The sequence below is a fragment of the Bacillus timonensis genome (assembly GCF_000285535.1).
GTDB lineage: Bacteria > Bacillota > Bacilli > Bacillales > Bacillaceae_L > Ferdinandcohnia > Ferdinandcohnia timonensis.
This window is the reverse complement of record NZ_HE610988.1, coordinates 171,402-189,085: the sequence shown is the minus strand read 5'-3', so window position 1 is coordinate 189,085 and position 17,684 is coordinate 171,402. Positions and strand designations below refer to the sequence as shown.

The following is a 17,684-nucleotide window of genomic DNA, read 5'->3' as shown; positions in this document are numbered from 1 at the left end:
GGAGGGGATACTTATGGAACAGCAGGAATCTTTAGATTTATTTAGTGAACAACGAAAATTTATGAAGGGCACTCATTTAGTGACGATATTTCATAATGAACAAAATTTATATTCTGTTGTTCGCATTAGACTTCAGGAAACAAATGAAGAGTATAGTGAAAAAGAAGCAGTTGTAACCGGGTATTTCCCTCGCATGCATGAAAATGAAACCTATATCTTTTTTGGTCGCTTAAAAGAGCACCCACGATTTGGTATCCAGTTCCATGTTGAACAATTCCAAAAAGAAATCCCACATACAAAGCAAGGAATCGTCCAATACCTTTCAAGTGATCTATTTAAAGGAATCGGAACTAAGACAGCAGAAAAAATTGTAGAAACACTTGGAGAAGGGGCCATCTCTAAAATTATGGCTAACCCATCTATTTTGGAGAAGGTTGATAAACTTTCAACAGACAAAGCCAAAGAGATTTATGAAACTCTTCAACATCACCAAGGGCTTGAACAAATCATGATTGGTCTTTCCCAATATGGCTTTGGTCCTCAACTATCGATGAAGATTTATCAAGTATATAAAGAACAGACCCTTGAAATTCTTCAACATCGTCCATATAAATTAGTGGAGGATATAGAAGGAGTTGGTTTTGGAAGAGCAGATGAATTGGGACGCCAACTGGGCATTTCCGGAAACCATCCTGATCGGATTAAAGCAGGGTGTTTATACATACTTGAACAAGACTCATTACAAGATGGTCATGTTTATCTTGCGGTAGAAGAGTTAATCATCCGCGTCCAAAATTTATTGGAACAAAACAGTCGAGAACAAATTATTGCAACCGATATTTCACAGGAAATGATTAATTTAACAGAAGAGAGCAAACTCATTATTGAAGATGATAAGGTCTACCTCCCTTCCCTTTATTTTTCTGAAAAAGGACTAATCACTAATATTAAACGAGTTATGGAACAAACCGAATACGAGGATATTTTTCCCGAGTCTGAGTTTCTGCTAGCACTTGGTGCACTGGAGGAAAGAATTAAAGTCCAATATGCACCTTCTCAAAAAGATGCGATTCAAAAGGCACTAATGTCTCCAATGCTTCTCTTAACTGGCGGACCAGGAACTGGAAAAACCACCGTTATCAAAGGAATTGTGGAATTATACGGAGAGTTGCACGGCTGTTCGTTGGATCCTAAGGATTATAACTCTGAAAATCCATTTCCTATCTTATTAGTTGCACCAACTGGTCGTGCGGCAAAACGGATGAGCGAATCTACAGGGCTACCAGCAGTTACCATTCATCGACTATTAGGGTGGAACGGTGTAGAAGGCTTCAGTCATGATGAGGACAACCCGATAAGTGGAAAGTTGTTGATTGTTGACGAGGTTTCAATGGTTGATATTTGGTTAGCCAACCAGCTTTTCAAATCACTCCCTGAACATATTCAAGTTGTTCTTGTAGGAGATGAAGACCAATTGCCTTCAGTTGGACCGGGTCAAGTTTTAAAAGATTTATTGGCATCAGAAGTTTTACCGACTGTCCGTTTAACTGATATTTATCGGCAATCTGAGGGTTCTTCTATTATTGAATTGGCTCATGATATTAAAAAGGGTGTACTGCCACCAGATATCTCTTCACCGAAAAAGGATCGTTCTTTCTTAAAATGTTACCAAAATCAGGTGCTTGAAGTGGTTAGGCAAGTTTCAGATAATGCAAAAAGAAAGGGATTCTCCGTAAAGGACATTCAGGTTTTAGCACCAATGTATCGTGGGCCTGCTGGCATAGACAGTTTAAACGTCATGCTCCAAGAACTTTTTAATCCTCCTGTACATGGTAAACGAGAATTAAAATATGGGGATATCATTTACCGCAGGGGCGATAAGGTACTCCAATTAGTGAATCAGCCAGAAAACAATGTGTTTAATGGTGATATCGGAGAAATTGAGTCCATTTTTTATGCAAAGGAAAATACAGAAAAACAGGATATGGTCGTTGTCAATTTTGAAGGTAATGAAGTCACCTATACAAAACAAGACCTAAACCAGATTACACATGCATACTGCTGTTCCATCCACAAATCACAGGGGAGTGAATTTCCCATCGTGATTTTACCAATTGTTAAAGGCTATTATCGCATGCTACGCCGTAACCTCATATACACGGCTATAACAAGAGCTAAAAACTTTTTGATTCTTTGTGGAGAAGAGGACGCTTTAAGGCAAGGTGTACAACGTGGAAATGATACAAATCGCCAAACATCATTATGTGAAAAGTTGAAAGCTTCATTTGGTATTATGGAGGACGGGAATGTAACTGTTCCGGAAGAAGCGAAAACCTATTACGATATCATTTTCCAAACCGATCCGAATATCGGAATGGAGGGAATCACTCCTTATGATTTCATGGAAAGTGAATAAGAGCTGGAGCTGGGAAACCAGCTCTTTTTTTGGAAACTCTTGTGCAGTATGGGATGGTACCTGAACGTAAATGATAAGTAATGTTCGGAAAGGTGGCGATAATCTTTGCGGACATTCTCACTACTCAAGGATTTACCGGTCTATGATGAAACTTCTGCCGAGGTGCTTGGTAGGGTTTCTGATCTTTGTATCACATCAGATGGCAAAGTGAATGCTTTGATTATGAAGGGAAAAGGGCTATTTGAACGAGACCGAGTAGTCCCCATCCAAAGCATCTCCTCAATTGGAGATGATGGTGTTATGGTTACAGACAAAACGCTGTTAGAGCGGATGGACAACGAGTCCGATACACCCACTTATTTTTTACACACTCATCATGGATTATTCCGAAAGCCTTTATTGTCCTCAGAAGGGCAAAAATTAGGCTTACTTGAAGATGTATATTTTTCAGAAGAAGTGGGCACGATTATAGGGTATGAAGTAACGGATGGCTTTTTTGCTGATATAACAGAAGGGAAAAAGGTTGTCAAAACAACCCAACCTATAAAAATTGGTGAAGATGTCATCGTCGTATCAATAACTTAATGCAGCCAAAACTTCGGCTAAATCAAGTTAAAGCCTCCAGCGGATGCCAAGATTTTTCAAGCATAGGATCAAAGACTAAGAATGCCACGTTCTTTGTGACAATATCTTTGTGACCCACCTCGAGTGGGCTTAAAAAAATCGGGCGTCATTACGCAAGGCACATTTGATTAGGAATTCCATGATGTGAGGTGTACCCTGTGAAGTGCCCAAATTGTAAAAGTAAAGATATTGGTAAAATTGGTGTAAACCAATATTACTGCTGGGGATGTTTTATCGAACTCTCTGTAAATAAAGGACAAATATTTACACATCAGGTAGAGGAAGATGGCACACTCAGTTCGTTGGATGATCTGTTTGCTGAAGACGACAGAAGGATCAGTATGTAATCCTAAACAAGGGGTGAAGAGGTTATGAATAAAGCAATGACTTCTCTTATCACTATGGGTCTAGGTGCTGCGGCATACGGAATTATGCAAAGAACGGATATTATGTCTGCGCGCAATATGAAAAAAATGCGTAAACGCATTACGAAAATGTTTTAATATGTATAGAAAAACAAAAACCCCACAGATGTGGGGTTTTTGTTCGTTTGGGTGGGAGAAAGAGGCACGCGCCTGGATAGTGGTGGACCAGAAAGAGGAACGTAATTGGATAAAATAGAGGATAGTGGACCAGTTAAAGAAAGAAAGAGGTATACTATTGGTTGAAATTAGGAAATGCCGGACCAGCAAAGGCAAGCAAGAGACACGCAATTTCATAAAATCTGGAAATACTGGACCGGTAAATAAAAAATGCACACACAACTAGAAATATTTTGAATTGAGCCTACTAGTACAAATCCAGATAGCCTCATCTAAATCAAATTTTACCTCTTCTTATCTACATAATAAGAACCCCTTCCAAACAAAACTAACTCAAAATTTTTAGATGAAATCTCTCGTATCAACCTTTTAGATCTAATAACCTGACACCAATTATAAATAACATCCACTGTTATACGTTTTTCAGGAAACAGAAACCTAAATTCTTCAATACTCCTTAATATTGCTGCTTCTTTGTCCTCAATAAAGCCACATTTGTTACAAACCAAGGTATGTCTATTTGTATCTTCAAGATGAAAACACCCACGCTGACAAATAATCCCCTTCTCCAATTCCTCATATGTGTACACAGGCAACCGCGAATAAGGATTATCCGTAATATGTAAGGATACCAATTTGTCGGCTAATCTCATATGACCCCCAGACACCCTTGGAGCATCATACGAATCTAAATTTTTTAAAAGTCTGCCAAGTTGACGGATGAAATACAAATGGACCTTTAGTCGGAGCCTCATAGAGAAAAAATTCTGGGTTGATAAAAACAATTTTAGATCCAACATAACACTAAATCTCAATTCTTGAAGAAGTTGTCTAAACAATGATTCACTACGTATAACTTGAATGAGTGGATTTTTGATTTCTTTTCCGGAGAGCATATACCAGCGGTCTTTTACAATATAAAAATCGACTTCGTGTTTTTTTACTTCAAAGATAAAGATTTTCTTTTGAGTAATTAGTAAGGAGTCAATCTGAAATAGGGTGTTGTTTACCTCAAGAAGAAGGTTGTTTAAAATGAGGAATTCATTTGTGAGGCCTAATAGATACTGATCAAAAAGTTTTTCGCTGAACTTGCCTTTTTCGAGGTATATGTAGTTGTTCTCGTCTTTTTCCTCTAACCTCTTGCGAACTCGTAATAATCGTAATAACTTTAATTCAACATTTTCGCCACGTGGTTTAATGACCAAACTACCACTTCCTTTCATCAGTATTTTACAAAACGATCTGTCTTTTTACAATATTTTCTGTCACTCTCACATTCTGTATAAAACCACATGAATTCCAAAAACTACTAGCAAGGGAGTGAAAACAAATGAACGAAAATAGAGTCAAATGGATCTTTAGATTATCGTTAGTATTACTATCTTTTTTAACGATCTTTATCTTTTTAAAATTAGCTCCAATCTGGCTCCCAATTTTGTCTATCGTTAAAACATTTTTAGCTCCTTTTATTATTTCTGTTTTTATTACATACTTACTGCATCCCATCATTGAAAAAATAAGTCATCGTGGAATGCCAAGGTCGTTAGCGATTTTACTCATTTACTTGCTTTTTTTCGGAGGAATTGGATTTGGTATATACAAAGGAATACCGGTGATTCTTGCACAGCTTAAGGACCTTGCCGAAAGCTTCCCGGAATTTAGTAAAACCTATAGGGTTTGGCTAAAAGAAATTGAAGCAGGAAGTTCACAACTTCCTGCTTTTATTCACGGTCAGCTTGATGAAATACTTTATTCGGTCGAAAACTATGTGGACTATTTACTGTCAAGGACAATCGAGTTTTTAAAGGGGTTGCTCAATTCGATTTTTATAATCGCGATTATTCCGTTCATCGTTTTTTATATGTTAAAGGATTACGACCAGATGATAAAGGCATTGTGGTATATTACACCGCGGAGTCTCAGAAAATCAGGTCAGCTTTTCTTCCGAGATGTTGATGAATCATTAGGAAATTATATTAGAGGACAGTTGATTGTTTGTCTTCTTGTCGGAACAACAGCTTCAGTAGCGTTTTGGATATCTGGCATGAAATATCCACTCCTTTTTGGAAGTATTGTTGGGGTCACCAATATCATCCCGTACTTTGGTCCTATTATTGGTGCTATTCCTGCAGCGATTATTGCGGCTACAATTTCAATAAAAATGCTGATTATTGTAGTGGTAGTTGTCTTTGGACTTCAGTTTATTGAAGGAAACCTGCTATCACCCTTAATTGTTGGTAAAAGCCTCCGATTACACCCAATTGTGATTATTGCGGCACTATTATTAGGTGGAGAGATTGGTGGAGTTGTCGGCCTCATTACTGCTGTACCGATTGTTGCAATCTTGAAGGTATTTTTCGTTCACGCAAAACAACATTTTACAGTGACTCGGAAAGAACACTAACACATTATCATCAACATTGACAAACATTTTTGACTTGAATATAATTGACAAGAAACTAGATAATACATAAAGTGACAATTACATCACTACGAAAGAAAACTATGAAGGAATCAGTATGTTACAGTACCATCAAACCAGAGAGGGATTTCCAAGGCTGAGAGAAATTCTGCGATGAAGGGTAACAGAACGCTACTCCTGAGTGTAGGAAAACCTACCGGTGAATACCGTTATCAATATACGAAGGTGATGGACGATATTTTTTTGTTCAGCTAAATCTTGCTTGTTTTACAAGCCTAGTTTTGCTGTAACAGTATGTCCATAATCAGGGTGGTACCGCGAGCATACTCTCGTCCCTGTTTTTTAGGGGATTAGAGTATTTTTTTATGTCTAAAATGAAAGTGGAGGTTATGAAATGAAACAGTTAACATCGGCTCAAGTACGACAAATGTTTTTAGATTTTTTCAAATCAAAGGGGCATTCAATTGAACCAAGTGCTTCCCTGGTTCCACATGAAGATCCATCTTTACTTTGGATTAATAGTGGTGTTGCAACATTAAAAAAATACTTTGATGGACGTGTCATTCCACAGAATCCAAGAATATGTAATGCACAAAAGTCGATTCGGACAAACGATATTGAGAATGTCGGTAAAACAGCACGCCACCATACCTTCTTTGAAATGCTAGGGAATTTCTCCATTGGTGATTATTTTAAAGAAGAAGCAATTGAATGGGCTTGGGAGTTCTTAACAAGCAAGGATTGGATTGGTTTCGACCAAGAAAAGCTCTCTGTAACGATTCATCCGGAAGACGAAGAGGCTTTTGAGCTTTGGCACAAAAAAATCGGGATTCCGGAGGAGCGTATTGTCCGCTTAGAGGGTAACTTCTGGGATATTGGGGAAGGTCCGAGTGGTCCAAACACAGAAATTTTCTTTGACCGTGGGGAAGAGTTCGGAAATGATCCGAAAGATCCAGAGTTATACCCAGGTGGGGAAAATGAACGTTATCTAGAAATTTGGAACCTTGTGTTCTCACAATTTAACCATAATCCAGATGGCACATATACGCCACTTCCAAAAAAGAATATTGATACAGGAATGGGTCTTGAAAGAATGTGCTCAGTCATTCAAAATGTGCCTACAAACTTTGACACTGACCTCTTTATGCCGATTATCGAGGCAACTGAAGCAATCTCTGGTGAAAAATATGGACAAGCAAATGAAAAGGATGAAGCATTTAAGGTTATTGCCGACCACATTCGTACGGTTACATTTGCAGTAGGAGACGGAGCACTTCCATCAAATGAAGGAAGAGGCTATGTCATCCGAAGATTATTAAGACGTGCTGTACGTTATGCCAAAAAGATTTCAATTAATCGTCCATTCATGTATGAACTAGTTCCGGTTGTTGGCGAGATCATGGTTGATTTTTATCCGGAAGTAAAAGAAAAGACTGAATTTATTCAAAAAGTAGTGAAGACAGAAGAGGAGCGTTTCCATGAAACACTACATGATGGACTTGCGATTCTATCAAATGTGATTCAGAAGGAAAAAGAAAAGGGAAATAACACTATTTCTGGCGAGGATGTCTTCCGCTTATATGATACGTATGGTTTTCCGGTAGAACTAACAGAAGAATATGCTGAAGAAGAAGGCATGAAGGTAGATCACGATGGTTTTGAACGAGAAATGGAAAATCAACGTGAAAGAGCTAGATCTGCTCGTCAAGATGTGGATTCTATGCAAGTTCAAAGTGGAGTTCTTGGCGAGATAAAAGTAGACAGTACTTTTGTTGGATATGATGAACTTGAAGCAAAATCAACCGTTCTTGTTATGGTTAAAGACGGGGAAATCGTTGAGAAGGCAAACGAAGGTGAAGAGATCCAGCTCATTTTAGATAAAACACCTTTTTATGCGGAGAGCGGTGGACAAATCGCTGATGAAGGTACTATCGAGAATGAAAATACAAGGCTTGTAGTGAAAGATGTACAAAAAGCACCAAATGGACAAAATCTTCACCGAGTTCTTGTTGAAAAGGGTAATTTATCGAAAGGCGACCAACTGTTTGCAAAAGTTGATCAAGAAAATCGTGGAGGGGTTATTAAAAACCACACGGCAACACACCTATTACATCAGGCATTAAAAGATGTGCTAGGGGTCCATGTTAACCAAGCAGGTTCACTTGTAACTTCGAATCGTTTACGTTTTGACTTCTCACATTTTGGTCAAATTAAACCAGAAGAACTTGAACAAATTGAATCTATTGTGAATGAAAAAATTTGGGGTAGTATTCCTGTTCAAATTGATTATAAATCTCTAAGTGAAGCAAAGGCGATGGGTGCAATGGCCTTATTCGGTGAAAAGTACGGTAATATTGTTCGGGTTGTTCAAGTAGGTGATTATAGTTTAGAGCTTTGTGGTGGATGCCATGTACCGAATACTTCAACAATCGGATTATTCAAGATTGTTTCTGAGTCAGGTATTGGGGCAGGTACACGTCGTATTGAAGCTGTAACTGGTAAAGCAGCATACCATGTAATCAATGACCAAGTTAAAATGCTTCAAGAAGCTGCAAATCTTTTAAAAACAAAGCCAGCTGAAGTATCAACTCGTATTGAAGCCTTACAGCATGAAGTTCGCAATTTACATCGTGAAAATGAATCACTTTCAGCGAAGCTTGGGAATATTGAGGCAGGTAGTTTAGTTGATAAAGCAAAAGAAATTAATGGTGTAACTGTTTTATATAGCAAAGTAAATGCCCAAGATATGAATAATCTTCGTGGAATGGTTGATGACTTAAAGCAAAAGCTAGGTTCAGCAGTAATTGTATTAGGCTCTGTGAACGAAGATAAGGTAAACATAACAGCTGGAGTAACAAAGGATTTGATTGAAAAAGGCTTCCATGCTGGCAAATTAATCAAGGAAGTTGCTACTCGCTGTGGTGGCGGTGGTGGTGGCCGACCAGACATGGCACAAGCGGGTGGTAAAAACCCAGATCAGCTAGAATCTGCATTGCAATTTGTAGAAGAATGGGTAAATAACATCTAAAAACAATCATTTTGTATCATCCTGGTTAAAAAGGATGATACAAATTGTCACTTCTTGTTTCTATTTAGTTGTGATTAGTGTACAATGAATGGTAAGATTTACATGCACGGATTCAAACACCAGAACCTGAGAGTGAGGTGCAAAACTTGAGCTCATTTGATAAAACAATGAAATTCAACTTTCCTGAGGAACCAGTTGAAACAAATGTAAATGAAGTACTATTCAATGTCTATGATGCTCTTCAAGAAAAAGGATATAATCCAATCAATCAAATTGTTGGGTACTTATTATCCGGAGACCCAGCTTACATTCCGCGTCACAATGATGCAAGAAATATTATCCGAAAGCTTGAACGAGATGAAATAATCGAGGAGTTAGTAAAATCTTATTTAAAGATCCATCGTGAGGGGTAAAACGAATGAGGATTCTCGGCTTAGATGTCGGCTCCAAAACAGTCGGTGTTGCCGTCAGTGATGAAATGGGCTGGACTGCTCAAGGCATAGAAACCATTAAGATAAACGAGGAACGACAGCAGTTTGGTTTGGAGCGACTAGGTGAGATTATCAAAGAATATGAGGTAGAATCTGTTGTAATTGGATTACCTAAAAATATGAATGGGACTATTGGACCGCGTGGCGAGGCTAGTCAGCATTATGCAGATTTGGTACAGGAAAAATTCGAGTTGCCTATTGTATTATGGGACGAGCGTCTCTCAACTGTGGCAGCAGAACGAGTCTTATTATCTGCAGATGTAAGTCGAAAAAAGCGAAAGCAAGTAATCGACAAAATGGCTGCAGTCATGATTCTTCAGGGGTACCTAGATAGTAAAAATTAAAGAGGTGGATTTATATGGAACATGGTGAAAAGCAAATTACTGTAGTTGATGAACAAGGAAATGAGATTCTTTGTGAAGTTTTATTTACATTTGAATCAGAAGAGTTTGGAAAATCGTATGTCCTTTACTATCCAGTAAGTGATGATAACGAGGATGAAGAAGATATTGAAATCCATGCTTCAAGCTTTAGCCCTTCTGAGGACGGAGAAGATGGAGAACTTCAACCGATTGAAACAGAAGAAGAATGGGACCTTGTCGAAGAAATGTTAAACACATTCCTTGATGAAGAAGGAGAAGAATAAAAACAGCCTTTGTGCTGTTTTTTCTTTTTTTGCCCAAAAATCCTCTAAAAGACCCGAATACTACTCCTAAAAAACAGAGTTTTTAGAAAAAAATACAAAATTCTAGTGAATTCTTCCTAAAATTGACGAATTAGATAAAAAAATGTAGTATAATAATTCGAGTGAGGGGAGGATTTTCGATATATGTCAGAAAACGAATCGAAAAAGGATTTATATAAAAAGAATCTACAAGAACGGCATAGTGAAGCCAAAGTGATCCGTAAAATTGTTTTTATCGTATTTAGTGTTATTCTATTAGTTTTATCTGGATTAATTGGCGGAGGCTATTTATATATAAAATCAGCGCTTGAGCCAGTAGACCCTACCAATAAGGAACCAATCGAAGTAACGATACCAATTGGTTCATCACCATCAGCAATTGCACGAATTCTTGAAGACAACAATATCGTAAAGAATGCAAAGGTTTTTCGTTATTATACGAAATTTAAAAATGAATCTGGTTTTCAGGCTGGGGAATATTCATTTAACCAATCAATGAACTTTGATGAAATTATTAAAAGTTTGAAATCTGGAATTCTAATGGGAGAACCTGCTTTTAAACTAGTGATTCCTGAAGGAAAACAACTTGAGGAAATTGCAACGATTATTGCGGAACAAACAGGATATACAAAAGAAGAAATCATGAACAAAGTAGACGATTCTACATATGTGAGAGATTTAATCAGTAGATATCCAAACATTTTAACCGAAGAAATTTTAGACAAAGATATTAAACATCCACTTGAGGGGTATTTATTCCCTGCAACGTATCCATTTTACGAGAAAAAACCGTCTATAGAAGTACTTGTTGAAACCATGCTAGAGCAGACAGATAAGATCCTAACACAATATACAGGACTTCTTGAAGGAAATAAATATATCGATTCAACTCATAAACTATTAACAATGGCTTCGTTAATAGAGGAAGAAGCAACAGCGCAAACAGACCGTGAGAAAATTTCTAGCGTGTTTTATAATCGTTTGGATGTGGGAATGCCGCTTCAAACAGACCCTACTGTACTCTATGCAATTGGTGAACATAAGAAACGCGTCCTTTATGATCATCTTGATGAGGATTCACCATATAATACATATAAGGTGAAAGGCTTAACTCCAGGACCAATTGCGAATGCCGGGGAATCTTCCTTATCAGCGGCACTTAACCCTGCTGAAACAGATTTTCTATACTTCTTAGCTGCTCCAACAGGGGAAGTGTATTATTCAAAGACATTGGATGAACATAATGCAAAAAAGGCACAGTATATAACGAATCAATAATATGAAATCTTCTGAGGGAACCCAATATGGCGTTCCCTATTGTTTTATGGTAAAATAATTCAAGTTAAAAGGTGAAATTATTATCATACAAAAACAAATGACGGCAATTTCAACGAATACCACCATACTGAAATGGAGGTTTTTTTCTTGTTATCAAGTAAAATAACCAATTATTTAGAAGCTCTACTCCCAAAAAGAGATGAAGTCATAGAAGAAATTGAACATTATGCTCATGAAAATAACGTACCAATTATGGAGCTTGTCGGAATTGAAACAATGCTTCAAATTTTGCGTATTTCTCGTCCAAAGCAGATTCTTGAAATCGGAACTGCAATTGGCTATTCCGCAATTCGGATGGCTCAAGCTCTCCCAGGTACAAAAATCGTAACAATTGAGAGAGATCAGGAACGATACGAAAAAGCTCTTGAAAATATTGAACGAACTGGGACTAGCTCCCAAATACATGTGATTTTTGGAGATGCTCTTGAGGTTTTTGATGAAGTAAAGAATCACGGAGAATTTGACTGCATTTTTATTGATGCAGCTAAAGGCCAATATCGACATTTTTTTGACATCTATGAAAAATGCCTTTCAAAGGATGGCTTAATTGTGACTGATAATGTACTATTTAAAGGGCTTGTGGCAGAGGAACAAATTGAAAGTAAAAGAATCCGAAATTTAGTAACAAAAATTAAATCATATAACGAGTGGCTCATCAAGCACCCTGATTATCAAACGACCATCTTACCTGTTGGGGATGGAGTTGCATTAAGTAAAAAAAGAGGTGTTAAGGAATGAAAAAACCAGAACTTCTGGTCACGCCTACATGTGTAGAAGATATTGAACCATTGATTAATGCTGGTGCAACAGCTTTTATTATTGGTGAACAGAGATACGGTTTGCGTCTTGCTGGTGAATTTAATCGTGAAGACATTGCAAAAGCGGTTAAAATTGCTCATGCTCATGATGCAAAAATTTATGTAGCGATGAACGCGCTATTCCATAATGAAAAGGTTCCTGAGTTAGGGGACTATGTAGCTTATTTACGAGATAGCAATGTTGATGCAATTGTTTTTGGAGACCCGGCCGTACTAATGTCGGTTCGTGAGGTTGCTCCAGAGATGAAACTTCACTGGAATACCGAGACGACTGCAACAAACTGGTATACATGTAATTATTGGGGCAGAAAAGGTGCAAAGCGTGCTGTCCTTGCTCGTGAACTTAATATGGATGCAATCGTTGAGATCAAAGAAAACGCGGATGTTGAAATTGAAGTTCAAGTACATGGAATGATGTGTATGTTCCAATCAAAGCGTTCTTTGGTAGGTAACTATTTTGAATACCAAGGTAATGTCATGGAAATTGAAAATCGTAAAAAAGAAAAAGATATGTTTTTATTTGATAAAGAGCGTGGCAATAAGTACCCAATTTTTGAAGACGAAAATGGTACTCATATCATGAGCCCGAATGACGTTTGTATTATCGATGAATTGGAAGAAATGATAGATGCAGGTGTTGATAGCTTTAAAATTGAGGGGATTTTAAAATCATCAAACTATCTCCTTGAGACGACGAAAATTTATCGAAAAGCAATTGACTTATGTGTTGAAAATCGTGATGAATATGAAGATATCAAGGATGAACTATTAGAACAACTGGAAGAACTTCAACCAATTAATCGCCCACTTGACACAGGCTTCTATTTTAAAGAAACGGTCTATTGATCCACAAAAGTGAAGGAGGAATATGCATGTCAACAGCAGTTGGGAGAGAACCTATTTCAAAAATAGTAGATGGCAAGCGTGTAATCGTTAAAAAACCAGAATTGCTTGCACCTGCAGGTAACCTTGAAAAATTAAAAATTGCTGTTCACTATGGGGCGGACGCAGTATTTATCGGTGGCCAAGAATATGGACTTAGATCAAATGCTGATAATTTTACACTTGAGGAAATCGCAGAGGGTGTAGAATTTGCGAATCAATATGGTGCCAAAATTTATGTTACTACAAACATCTATGCACATAATGAAAACATCGATGGTATAGATGAATACTTACAGGGTCTTGAAAAAGCTGGAGTAGCGGGTATCATCGTAGCAGATCCACTTATTATTGAAACATGTAAACGGGTAGCCCCGAAAATGGAAGTTCACTTAAGCACACAACAATCTCTTTCTAACTGGAAGGCTGTACAATTTTGGAAAGAAGAAGGATTAGAGCGTGTTGTCCTAGCCCGTGAAACAAGTGCTGAAGAAATTCAGGAGATGAAGGAAAAAGTCGATATCGAAATTGAAACATTTGTACATGGTGCAATGTGTATCGCCTATTCTGGACGCTGTACTCTAAGTAATCATATGACAGCTCGAGATTCCAACCGTGGTGGCTGCTGTCAATCGTGTAGATGGGATTATAATTTGTTTAAACTGGATGAAGATGAAAACGAAGTGGCTCTTTTTGGCGAAAAAGATTCACCATTTGCAATGAGTCCAAAAGATTTAAAACTCATTGAATCGATTCCCCGCATGATTGAAATGGGAATTGACAGTTTAAAAATTGAAGGTCGAATGAAATCAATTCATTATATTGCAACAGTTGTAAGTGTGTATCGTCAAGTAATAGATGCATATAGTGCTGATCCAGACAATTTTGTTATAAAGGAAGAGTGGCTTAAGGAACTAGATAAATGTGCAAATCGTGAGACTGCTCCTGCCTTTTTTGAAGGGGTTCCTGGTGTTAATGAACAAATGTATGGCACACATAGCAAAAAAACAACTTATGATTTTGCTGGTCTAGTGTTAGACTATGATAAGAAGTGCGGAATTGTAACATTGCAGCAGCGTAATTACTTTAAAAAGGGAGACCAGATAGAATTTTTCGGCCCAGAAATTGAAAACTTTACACAAACAGTTGAAACCATTTGGGATGAGGACGGAAACGAGATAGAGGCTGCAAAACACCCATTGCAGGTTGTTTCGTTTAAAGTGAACAAGCCTGTATATCCGAACAACATGATGCGAAAGGGGAAGTAAGATGAGCAAAAAGCCAATTGTCATTGGCATTGCTGGAGGCTCAGGATCTGGTAAAACAAGTGTGTCAAAAGCCATTTATGAGCATTTTAGGGGCCATTCAATCATGATGATTGAACAGGATTCTTATTATAAAGATCAAAGTCACATGCCATTTGAAGAAAGATTAAATACAAATTATGACCATCCTTTAGCCTTTGATAATGATTTACTCATAGAACATATTAAAAATCTTCTTGAATACCAAGGTATAAGTAAACCAGTTTATGACTATAAATTTCATACAAGGTCTTCTGATGTTATTCATGTTGAACCAAAGGATGTAATCATTTTAGAGGGAATTCTTGTTCTGGAGGATGAAAGATTGCGCGATTTAATGGATATTAAGCTATTTGTTGACACAGATGCTGATATCCGAATTATTCGTAGAATGCTGCGAGATATTAAAGACCGTGGCCGTACATTAGAATCCGTGATTGAGCAATATGAAACAGTGGTTCGTCCCATGCACAATCAATTTGTTGAACCAACGAAACGATATGCGGACATTATTATCCCCGAAGGTGGACAAAATCACGTTGCAATTGACTTAATGGTAACAAAAATTCAAACAATTCTTGAACAAAATGTCATTTTGTAATAACATTACAGAGAAAACGGTGTTATGATAGTACAAAATTTATAAGGAAAGGGATGGTAGAAATTACCTACCATTCCTTTCCTTACTATAACAAAAAAGAAAACAAATCGTACTACATACTGAAAACGATTTTAGAGCAATCACAGGGGGATTGTAACGACTACAAGGAGTGAAGGGATTATGGTAGAGAAAGTATTTCCAATGACATTAGAAGGAAAGCAAAAATTAGAGCAGGAATTAGAACATCTAAAGACTGTTAAACGTAAGGAAGTAGTAGAGCGTATTAAAATTGCTAGAAGCTTTGGAGATCTTTCTGAGAACTCAGAGTATGATTCAGCGAAGGACGAACAAGCATTTGTGGAAGGTCGTATTACCACTATTGAAAATATGATTCGTAATGCGAAAATTATTGAAGAAGATGTTAATAGTGCGGGTAAGGTTTCATTAGGAAAATCTGTAACTTTTATTGAGCTTCCCGATGGAGAAGAAGAAACATATACAATTGTAGGTAGTGCAGAGGCTGATCCTTTTGAAGGTAAAATTTCAAACGATTCTCCAATTGCAAAAAGTCTTCTTGGAAAAAATGTTGGAGACAGAGTAACGGTTCAAACTCCTGGTGGAGAGATGCTAGTTGAAATTACAAAAATTGACTAGTTTTGTCGTTTTCGCAGTCTTCTTTTAAATAGCATCTAAATATGTATAAATATTATGACACCTCGTCGAAACTGTAGACGAGGTGTTTTTCTATGGTGATAAAAAGACGTGCTTTTATAATCTTAATACTTATTTTATTCGTTTTAACTGGATTAATCGGTAGATTGATACAATTGCAATTAGTAAGCACAGAATCTTTTACAAATCGAGATGTCAATCTAATTGAAGCGAGTGTATCACAACGAACGCAAGAACTTGTAATTGACCAAGGTCGTGGAAGATTTATTGACCGCAATAAAAAAGCTTTGACTCATGAATATTATCCAACTCTTGTTTTGTTTCCCTTTTTAAAAAATATAGAATGGCCTGCTGAAGATGTAGCAGAAATCGTAAATTTACCTGCAACTAAATTGAAAAATGAAATTAAAAATGCGAAAAAGCCTGTTATCGTTGGTGGAGACAGACCCATAGAATTAACTGAATCACAAATGAATAAAATCAATAACCTCCAAATCCCAGGTGTTTTCGCTGTACATCGTCAATATGAGCTTGATAGTGATATTGCAGAACATTTAATTGGATTAATCCGTGAAAATCGAGAACTGTTTCAGAAACGCTATCCTGAAAAAACATATTTGCCTAAGAATACGAAATTAGGAATATCGGGTTTACAATCTACGTTCGATGAATTTCTCTTGCCAGAAGGAGAGGCTAAACTTTTATACCATGTTGCGGGTGACGGAGGACCACTATTCGGTATTGATGTTAAGTATACAGCACCAGCCAATCCATATTATCCAGTGGCGATTCAAACAACCCTTGATAAGGAGATTCAGTTATTGGCAGAAGACATATTGGATAAGAATGATTTGAAAAAAGGAGGCATTGTTCTTCTTGATGTAGAGTCCAATGATTTACTTGCAATGGTTAGTAAACCAGATATTAATTCTGCTAATCCATTTGGAGATGGATCTGCTGAAAATCAAATGATTATGCCACAGTTTCCTGGTTCGGTTTTTAAAACGGTAATCGCAGCAGCTGCGATTGAAAATCAGCAAATTTCAAACGACAAAATGTATAATTGTGATCAAGACTTATATGGGGAAGGGCCAGCTGAATATCCGCATGGAATGCTAAACTTCCACGACAGCTTTGCTAAAAGTTGTAATTACACTTTCGCAACAATTGCACAAGAATTACTAAAAAACGACCAAGATGTGATTGAAAAATATTCCGAGATGCTTGGTTTGCTTGGACCTGTTGGCTGGAATGGGGATGTCTTTCGTTTTCAAGATTTCAAGCAGCTTCCAAATGAATACAATGGTCGTATCTGGGCTGATGAGCGAGATAAACAGGTAGCGAAAGCGGTCGCACAAACTGCCATAGGTCAAAAGGATGTAAGGGTAACACCTTTAGGAATTGTAAATATGATGGCAACAATTGCCCGGGGGGGTTCAAAAAAGGAAGTTCGAACCGTGAGTGATGTGTTATATAAAAATGGAACAACCTTATTTTCTTTTTCAAAACAGGATATGAAAGGTCCGATAATAGCACCTTATACTGCAAGCAGACTACAAGAATTATTAAGAGGAGTTGTAACATCTGGGACTGGAAAAAGATTTGCGGATTTACCTTATGAAGTGGCAGGGAAATCAGGAACTGCCGAAACAGGGAAAAAACAAGGAGATGGAGTTCTTGTGAATAAATGGTTTGCTGGATATTTCCCATTTGAAAAACCGAAGTATGCACTCGTTGTTGTGGATTTGGAGCAACCGGGCTCAAAGTCTGTAGCCAATGCCGTATTTTATGAGATTGTTCAAGGAATATATCAACTAGAGCAGGAAAAAGGTACCAAAACTGACGACAGATAAAGAAATAT

The 17,684-nt window shown here is 37.4% G+C and carries 17 protein-coding genes; 16 read left to right on the top strand and 1 reads right to left on the bottom strand.

The window, feature by feature from the left end:
• Window positions 1-13: 13 nt before the first annotated feature.
• From recD2 to BTHG_RS26380, 4 genes are all read left to right on the top strand, one after another.
• A complete protein-coding gene (recD2, locus tag BTHG_RS18560) occupies window positions 14-2,416 on the top strand; it encodes an SF1B family DNA helicase RecD2 (RefSeq protein WP_010678236.1) in 2,403 nt (800 codons plus the stop codon).
• 105 nt (window positions 2,417-2,521) lie between these two features.
• Entirely contained in the window at window positions 2,522-3,001 is a 480-nt protein-coding gene (locus BTHG_RS18555; RefSeq protein ID WP_010678235.1) for a PRC-barrel domain-containing protein, read from the top strand.
• A 197-nt stretch (window positions 3,002-3,198) separates the two neighbouring features.
• Window positions 3,199-3,387 (top strand): hypothetical protein, encoded by a 189-nt coding sequence (locus BTHG_RS18550; RefSeq protein ID WP_010678234.1) that lies wholly within the window; start codon window positions 3,199-3,201, stop codon window positions 3,385-3,387.
• Window positions 3,388-3,411: 24 nt separating this feature from the next.
• Window positions 3,412-3,543 (top strand): YrzQ family protein, encoded by a 132-nt coding sequence (locus tag BTHG_RS26380; RefSeq protein WP_010678233.1) that lies wholly within the window; start codon window positions 3,412-3,414, stop codon window positions 3,541-3,543.
• Window positions 3,544-3,866: 323 nt separating this feature from the next.
• Here the strand turns inward: BTHG_RS26380 and BTHG_RS18540 are convergent, their stop codons facing one another.
• Entirely contained in the window at window positions 3,867-4,787 is a 921-nt protein-coding gene (locus BTHG_RS18540; protein WP_010678232.1) for a nuclease-related domain-containing protein, read from the bottom strand.
• Window positions 4,788-4,912: 125 nt separating this feature from the next.
• Here BTHG_RS18540 and BTHG_RS18535 point away from each other — a divergent pair, with 125 nt between their 5' ends.
• The 12 genes from BTHG_RS18535 to BTHG_RS18480 all read left to right on the top strand — a co-directional run bounded on the left by BTHG_RS18535 (window position 4,913) and on the right by BTHG_RS18480 (window position 17,676).
• Window positions 4,913-5,986 (top strand): AI-2E family transporter, encoded by a 1,074-nt coding sequence (locus tag BTHG_RS18535; RefSeq protein WP_010678231.1) that lies wholly within the window; start codon window positions 4,913-4,915, stop codon window positions 5,984-5,986.
• 412 nt (window positions 5,987-6,398) lie between these two features.
• Complete coding sequence (gene alaS / locus BTHG_RS18530) at window positions 6,399-9,032, top strand: alanine--tRNA ligase (protein ID WP_010678230.1); 2,634 nt, start codon at window positions 6,399-6,401, stop codon at window positions 9,030-9,032.
• Between the two features lie 146 nt (window positions 9,033-9,178).
• Window positions 9,179-9,445, top strand: a complete 267-nt coding sequence (locus BTHG_RS18525) for an IreB family regulatory phosphoprotein (protein ID WP_010678229.1) — start codon at window positions 9,179-9,181, stop codon at window positions 9,443-9,445.
• 5 nt (window positions 9,446-9,450) lie between these two features.
• A complete protein-coding gene (ruvX, locus tag BTHG_RS18520; protein ID WP_010678228.1) occupies window positions 9,451-9,867 on the top strand; it encodes a Holliday junction resolvase RuvX in 417 nt (138 codons plus the stop codon).
• Between the two features lie 14 nt (window positions 9,868-9,881).
• Window positions 9,882-10,169, top strand: coding sequence for a DUF1292 domain-containing protein (locus BTHG_RS18515; RefSeq protein WP_010678227.1), 288 nt, complete (start codon window positions 9,882-9,884; stop codon window positions 10,167-10,169).
• Between the two features lie 183 nt (window positions 10,170-10,352).
• Window positions 10,353-11,486 carry an endolytic transglycosylase MltG gene (gene mltG / locus BTHG_RS18510; protein WP_010678226.1) on the top strand — a complete coding sequence of 378 codons (1,134 nt, stop codon included), beginning with the start codon at window positions 10,353-10,355 and terminating at the stop codon, window positions 11,484-11,486.
• A 147-nt stretch (window positions 11,487-11,633) separates the two neighbouring features.
• The gene (locus tag BTHG_RS18505) at window positions 11,634-12,284 is read left to right on the top strand and encodes an O-methyltransferase (RefSeq protein ID WP_010678225.1); all 651 of its coding nucleotides are present in this window, start codon (window positions 11,634-11,636) and stop codon (window positions 12,282-12,284) included.
• Window positions 12,281-13,210 (top strand): peptidase U32 family protein, encoded by a 930-nt coding sequence (locus BTHG_RS18500; RefSeq protein WP_010678224.1) that lies wholly within the window; start codon window positions 12,281-12,283, stop codon window positions 13,208-13,210. Before BTHG_RS18505 ends, BTHG_RS18500 begins: the two co-directional genes overlap by 4 nt.
• A gap of 26 nt (window positions 13,211-13,236) precedes the next feature.
• On the top strand, window positions 13,237-14,514 hold the full coding sequence (locus BTHG_RS18495; RefSeq protein ID WP_010678223.1) for a peptidase U32 family protein: 1,278 nt from the start codon (window positions 13,237-13,239) through the stop codon (window positions 14,512-14,514).
• A 1-nt stretch (window position 14,515) separates the two neighbouring features.
• Entirely contained in the window at window positions 14,516-15,151 is a 636-nt protein-coding gene (gene udk / locus BTHG_RS18490; RefSeq protein WP_010678222.1) for a uridine kinase, read from the top strand.
• A 177-nt stretch (window positions 15,152-15,328) separates the two neighbouring features.
• Window positions 15,329-15,805, top strand: coding sequence for a transcription elongation factor GreA (gene greA, locus BTHG_RS18485; RefSeq protein ID WP_087947082.1), 477 nt, complete (start codon window positions 15,329-15,331; stop codon window positions 15,803-15,805).
• 92 nt (window positions 15,806-15,897) lie between these two features.
• Window positions 15,898-17,676, top strand: coding sequence for a peptidoglycan D,D-transpeptidase FtsI family protein (locus BTHG_RS18480; protein WP_010678220.1), 1,779 nt, complete (start codon window positions 15,898-15,900; stop codon window positions 17,674-17,676).
• The last annotated feature ends 8 nt before the right edge of the window (window positions 17,677-17,684 follow it).

What these genes read in the sequence shown, in the direction of transcription:
- mltG (WP_010678226.1), top strand. Translation starts at nt 10,353, where the DNA reads ATGTCAGAAAACGAATCGAAAAAGGATTTATATAAAAAGAATCTACAA.
- BTHG_RS18480 (WP_010678220.1), top strand. Translation starts at nt 15,898, where the DNA reads ATGGTGATAAAAAGACGTGCTTTTATAATCTTAATACTTATTTTATTC.
- BTHG_RS18500 (WP_010678224.1), top strand. Translation starts at nt 12,281, where the DNA reads ATGAAAAAACCAGAACTTCTGGTCACGCCTACATGTGTAGAAGATATT.
- BTHG_RS18535 (WP_010678231.1), top strand. Translation starts at nt 4,913, where the DNA reads ATGAACGAAAATAGAGTCAAATGGATCTTTAGATTATCGTTAGTATTA.
- BTHG_RS18515 (WP_010678227.1), top strand. Translation starts at nt 9,882, where the DNA reads ATGGAACATGGTGAAAAGCAAATTACTGTAGTTGATGAACAAGGAAAT.
- udk (WP_010678222.1), top strand. Translation starts at nt 14,516, where the DNA reads ATGAGCAAAAAGCCAATTGTCATTGGCATTGCTGGAGGCTCAGGATCT.
- recD2 (WP_010678236.1), top strand. Translation starts at nt 14, where the DNA reads ATGGAACAGCAGGAATCTTTAGATTTATTTAGTGAACAACGAAAATTT.
- BTHG_RS18495 (WP_010678223.1), top strand. Translation starts at nt 13,237, where the DNA reads ATGTCAACAGCAGTTGGGAGAGAACCTATTTCAAAAATAGTAGATGGC.
- BTHG_RS26380 (WP_010678233.1), top strand. Translation starts at nt 3,412, where the DNA reads ATGAATAAAGCAATGACTTCTCTTATCACTATGGGTCTAGGTGCTGCG.
- alaS (WP_010678230.1), top strand. Translation starts at nt 6,399, where the DNA reads ATGAAACAGTTAACATCGGCTCAAGTACGACAAATGTTTTTAGATTTT.
- ruvX (WP_010678228.1), top strand. Translation starts at nt 9,451, where the DNA reads ATGAGGATTCTCGGCTTAGATGTCGGCTCCAAAACAGTCGGTGTTGCC.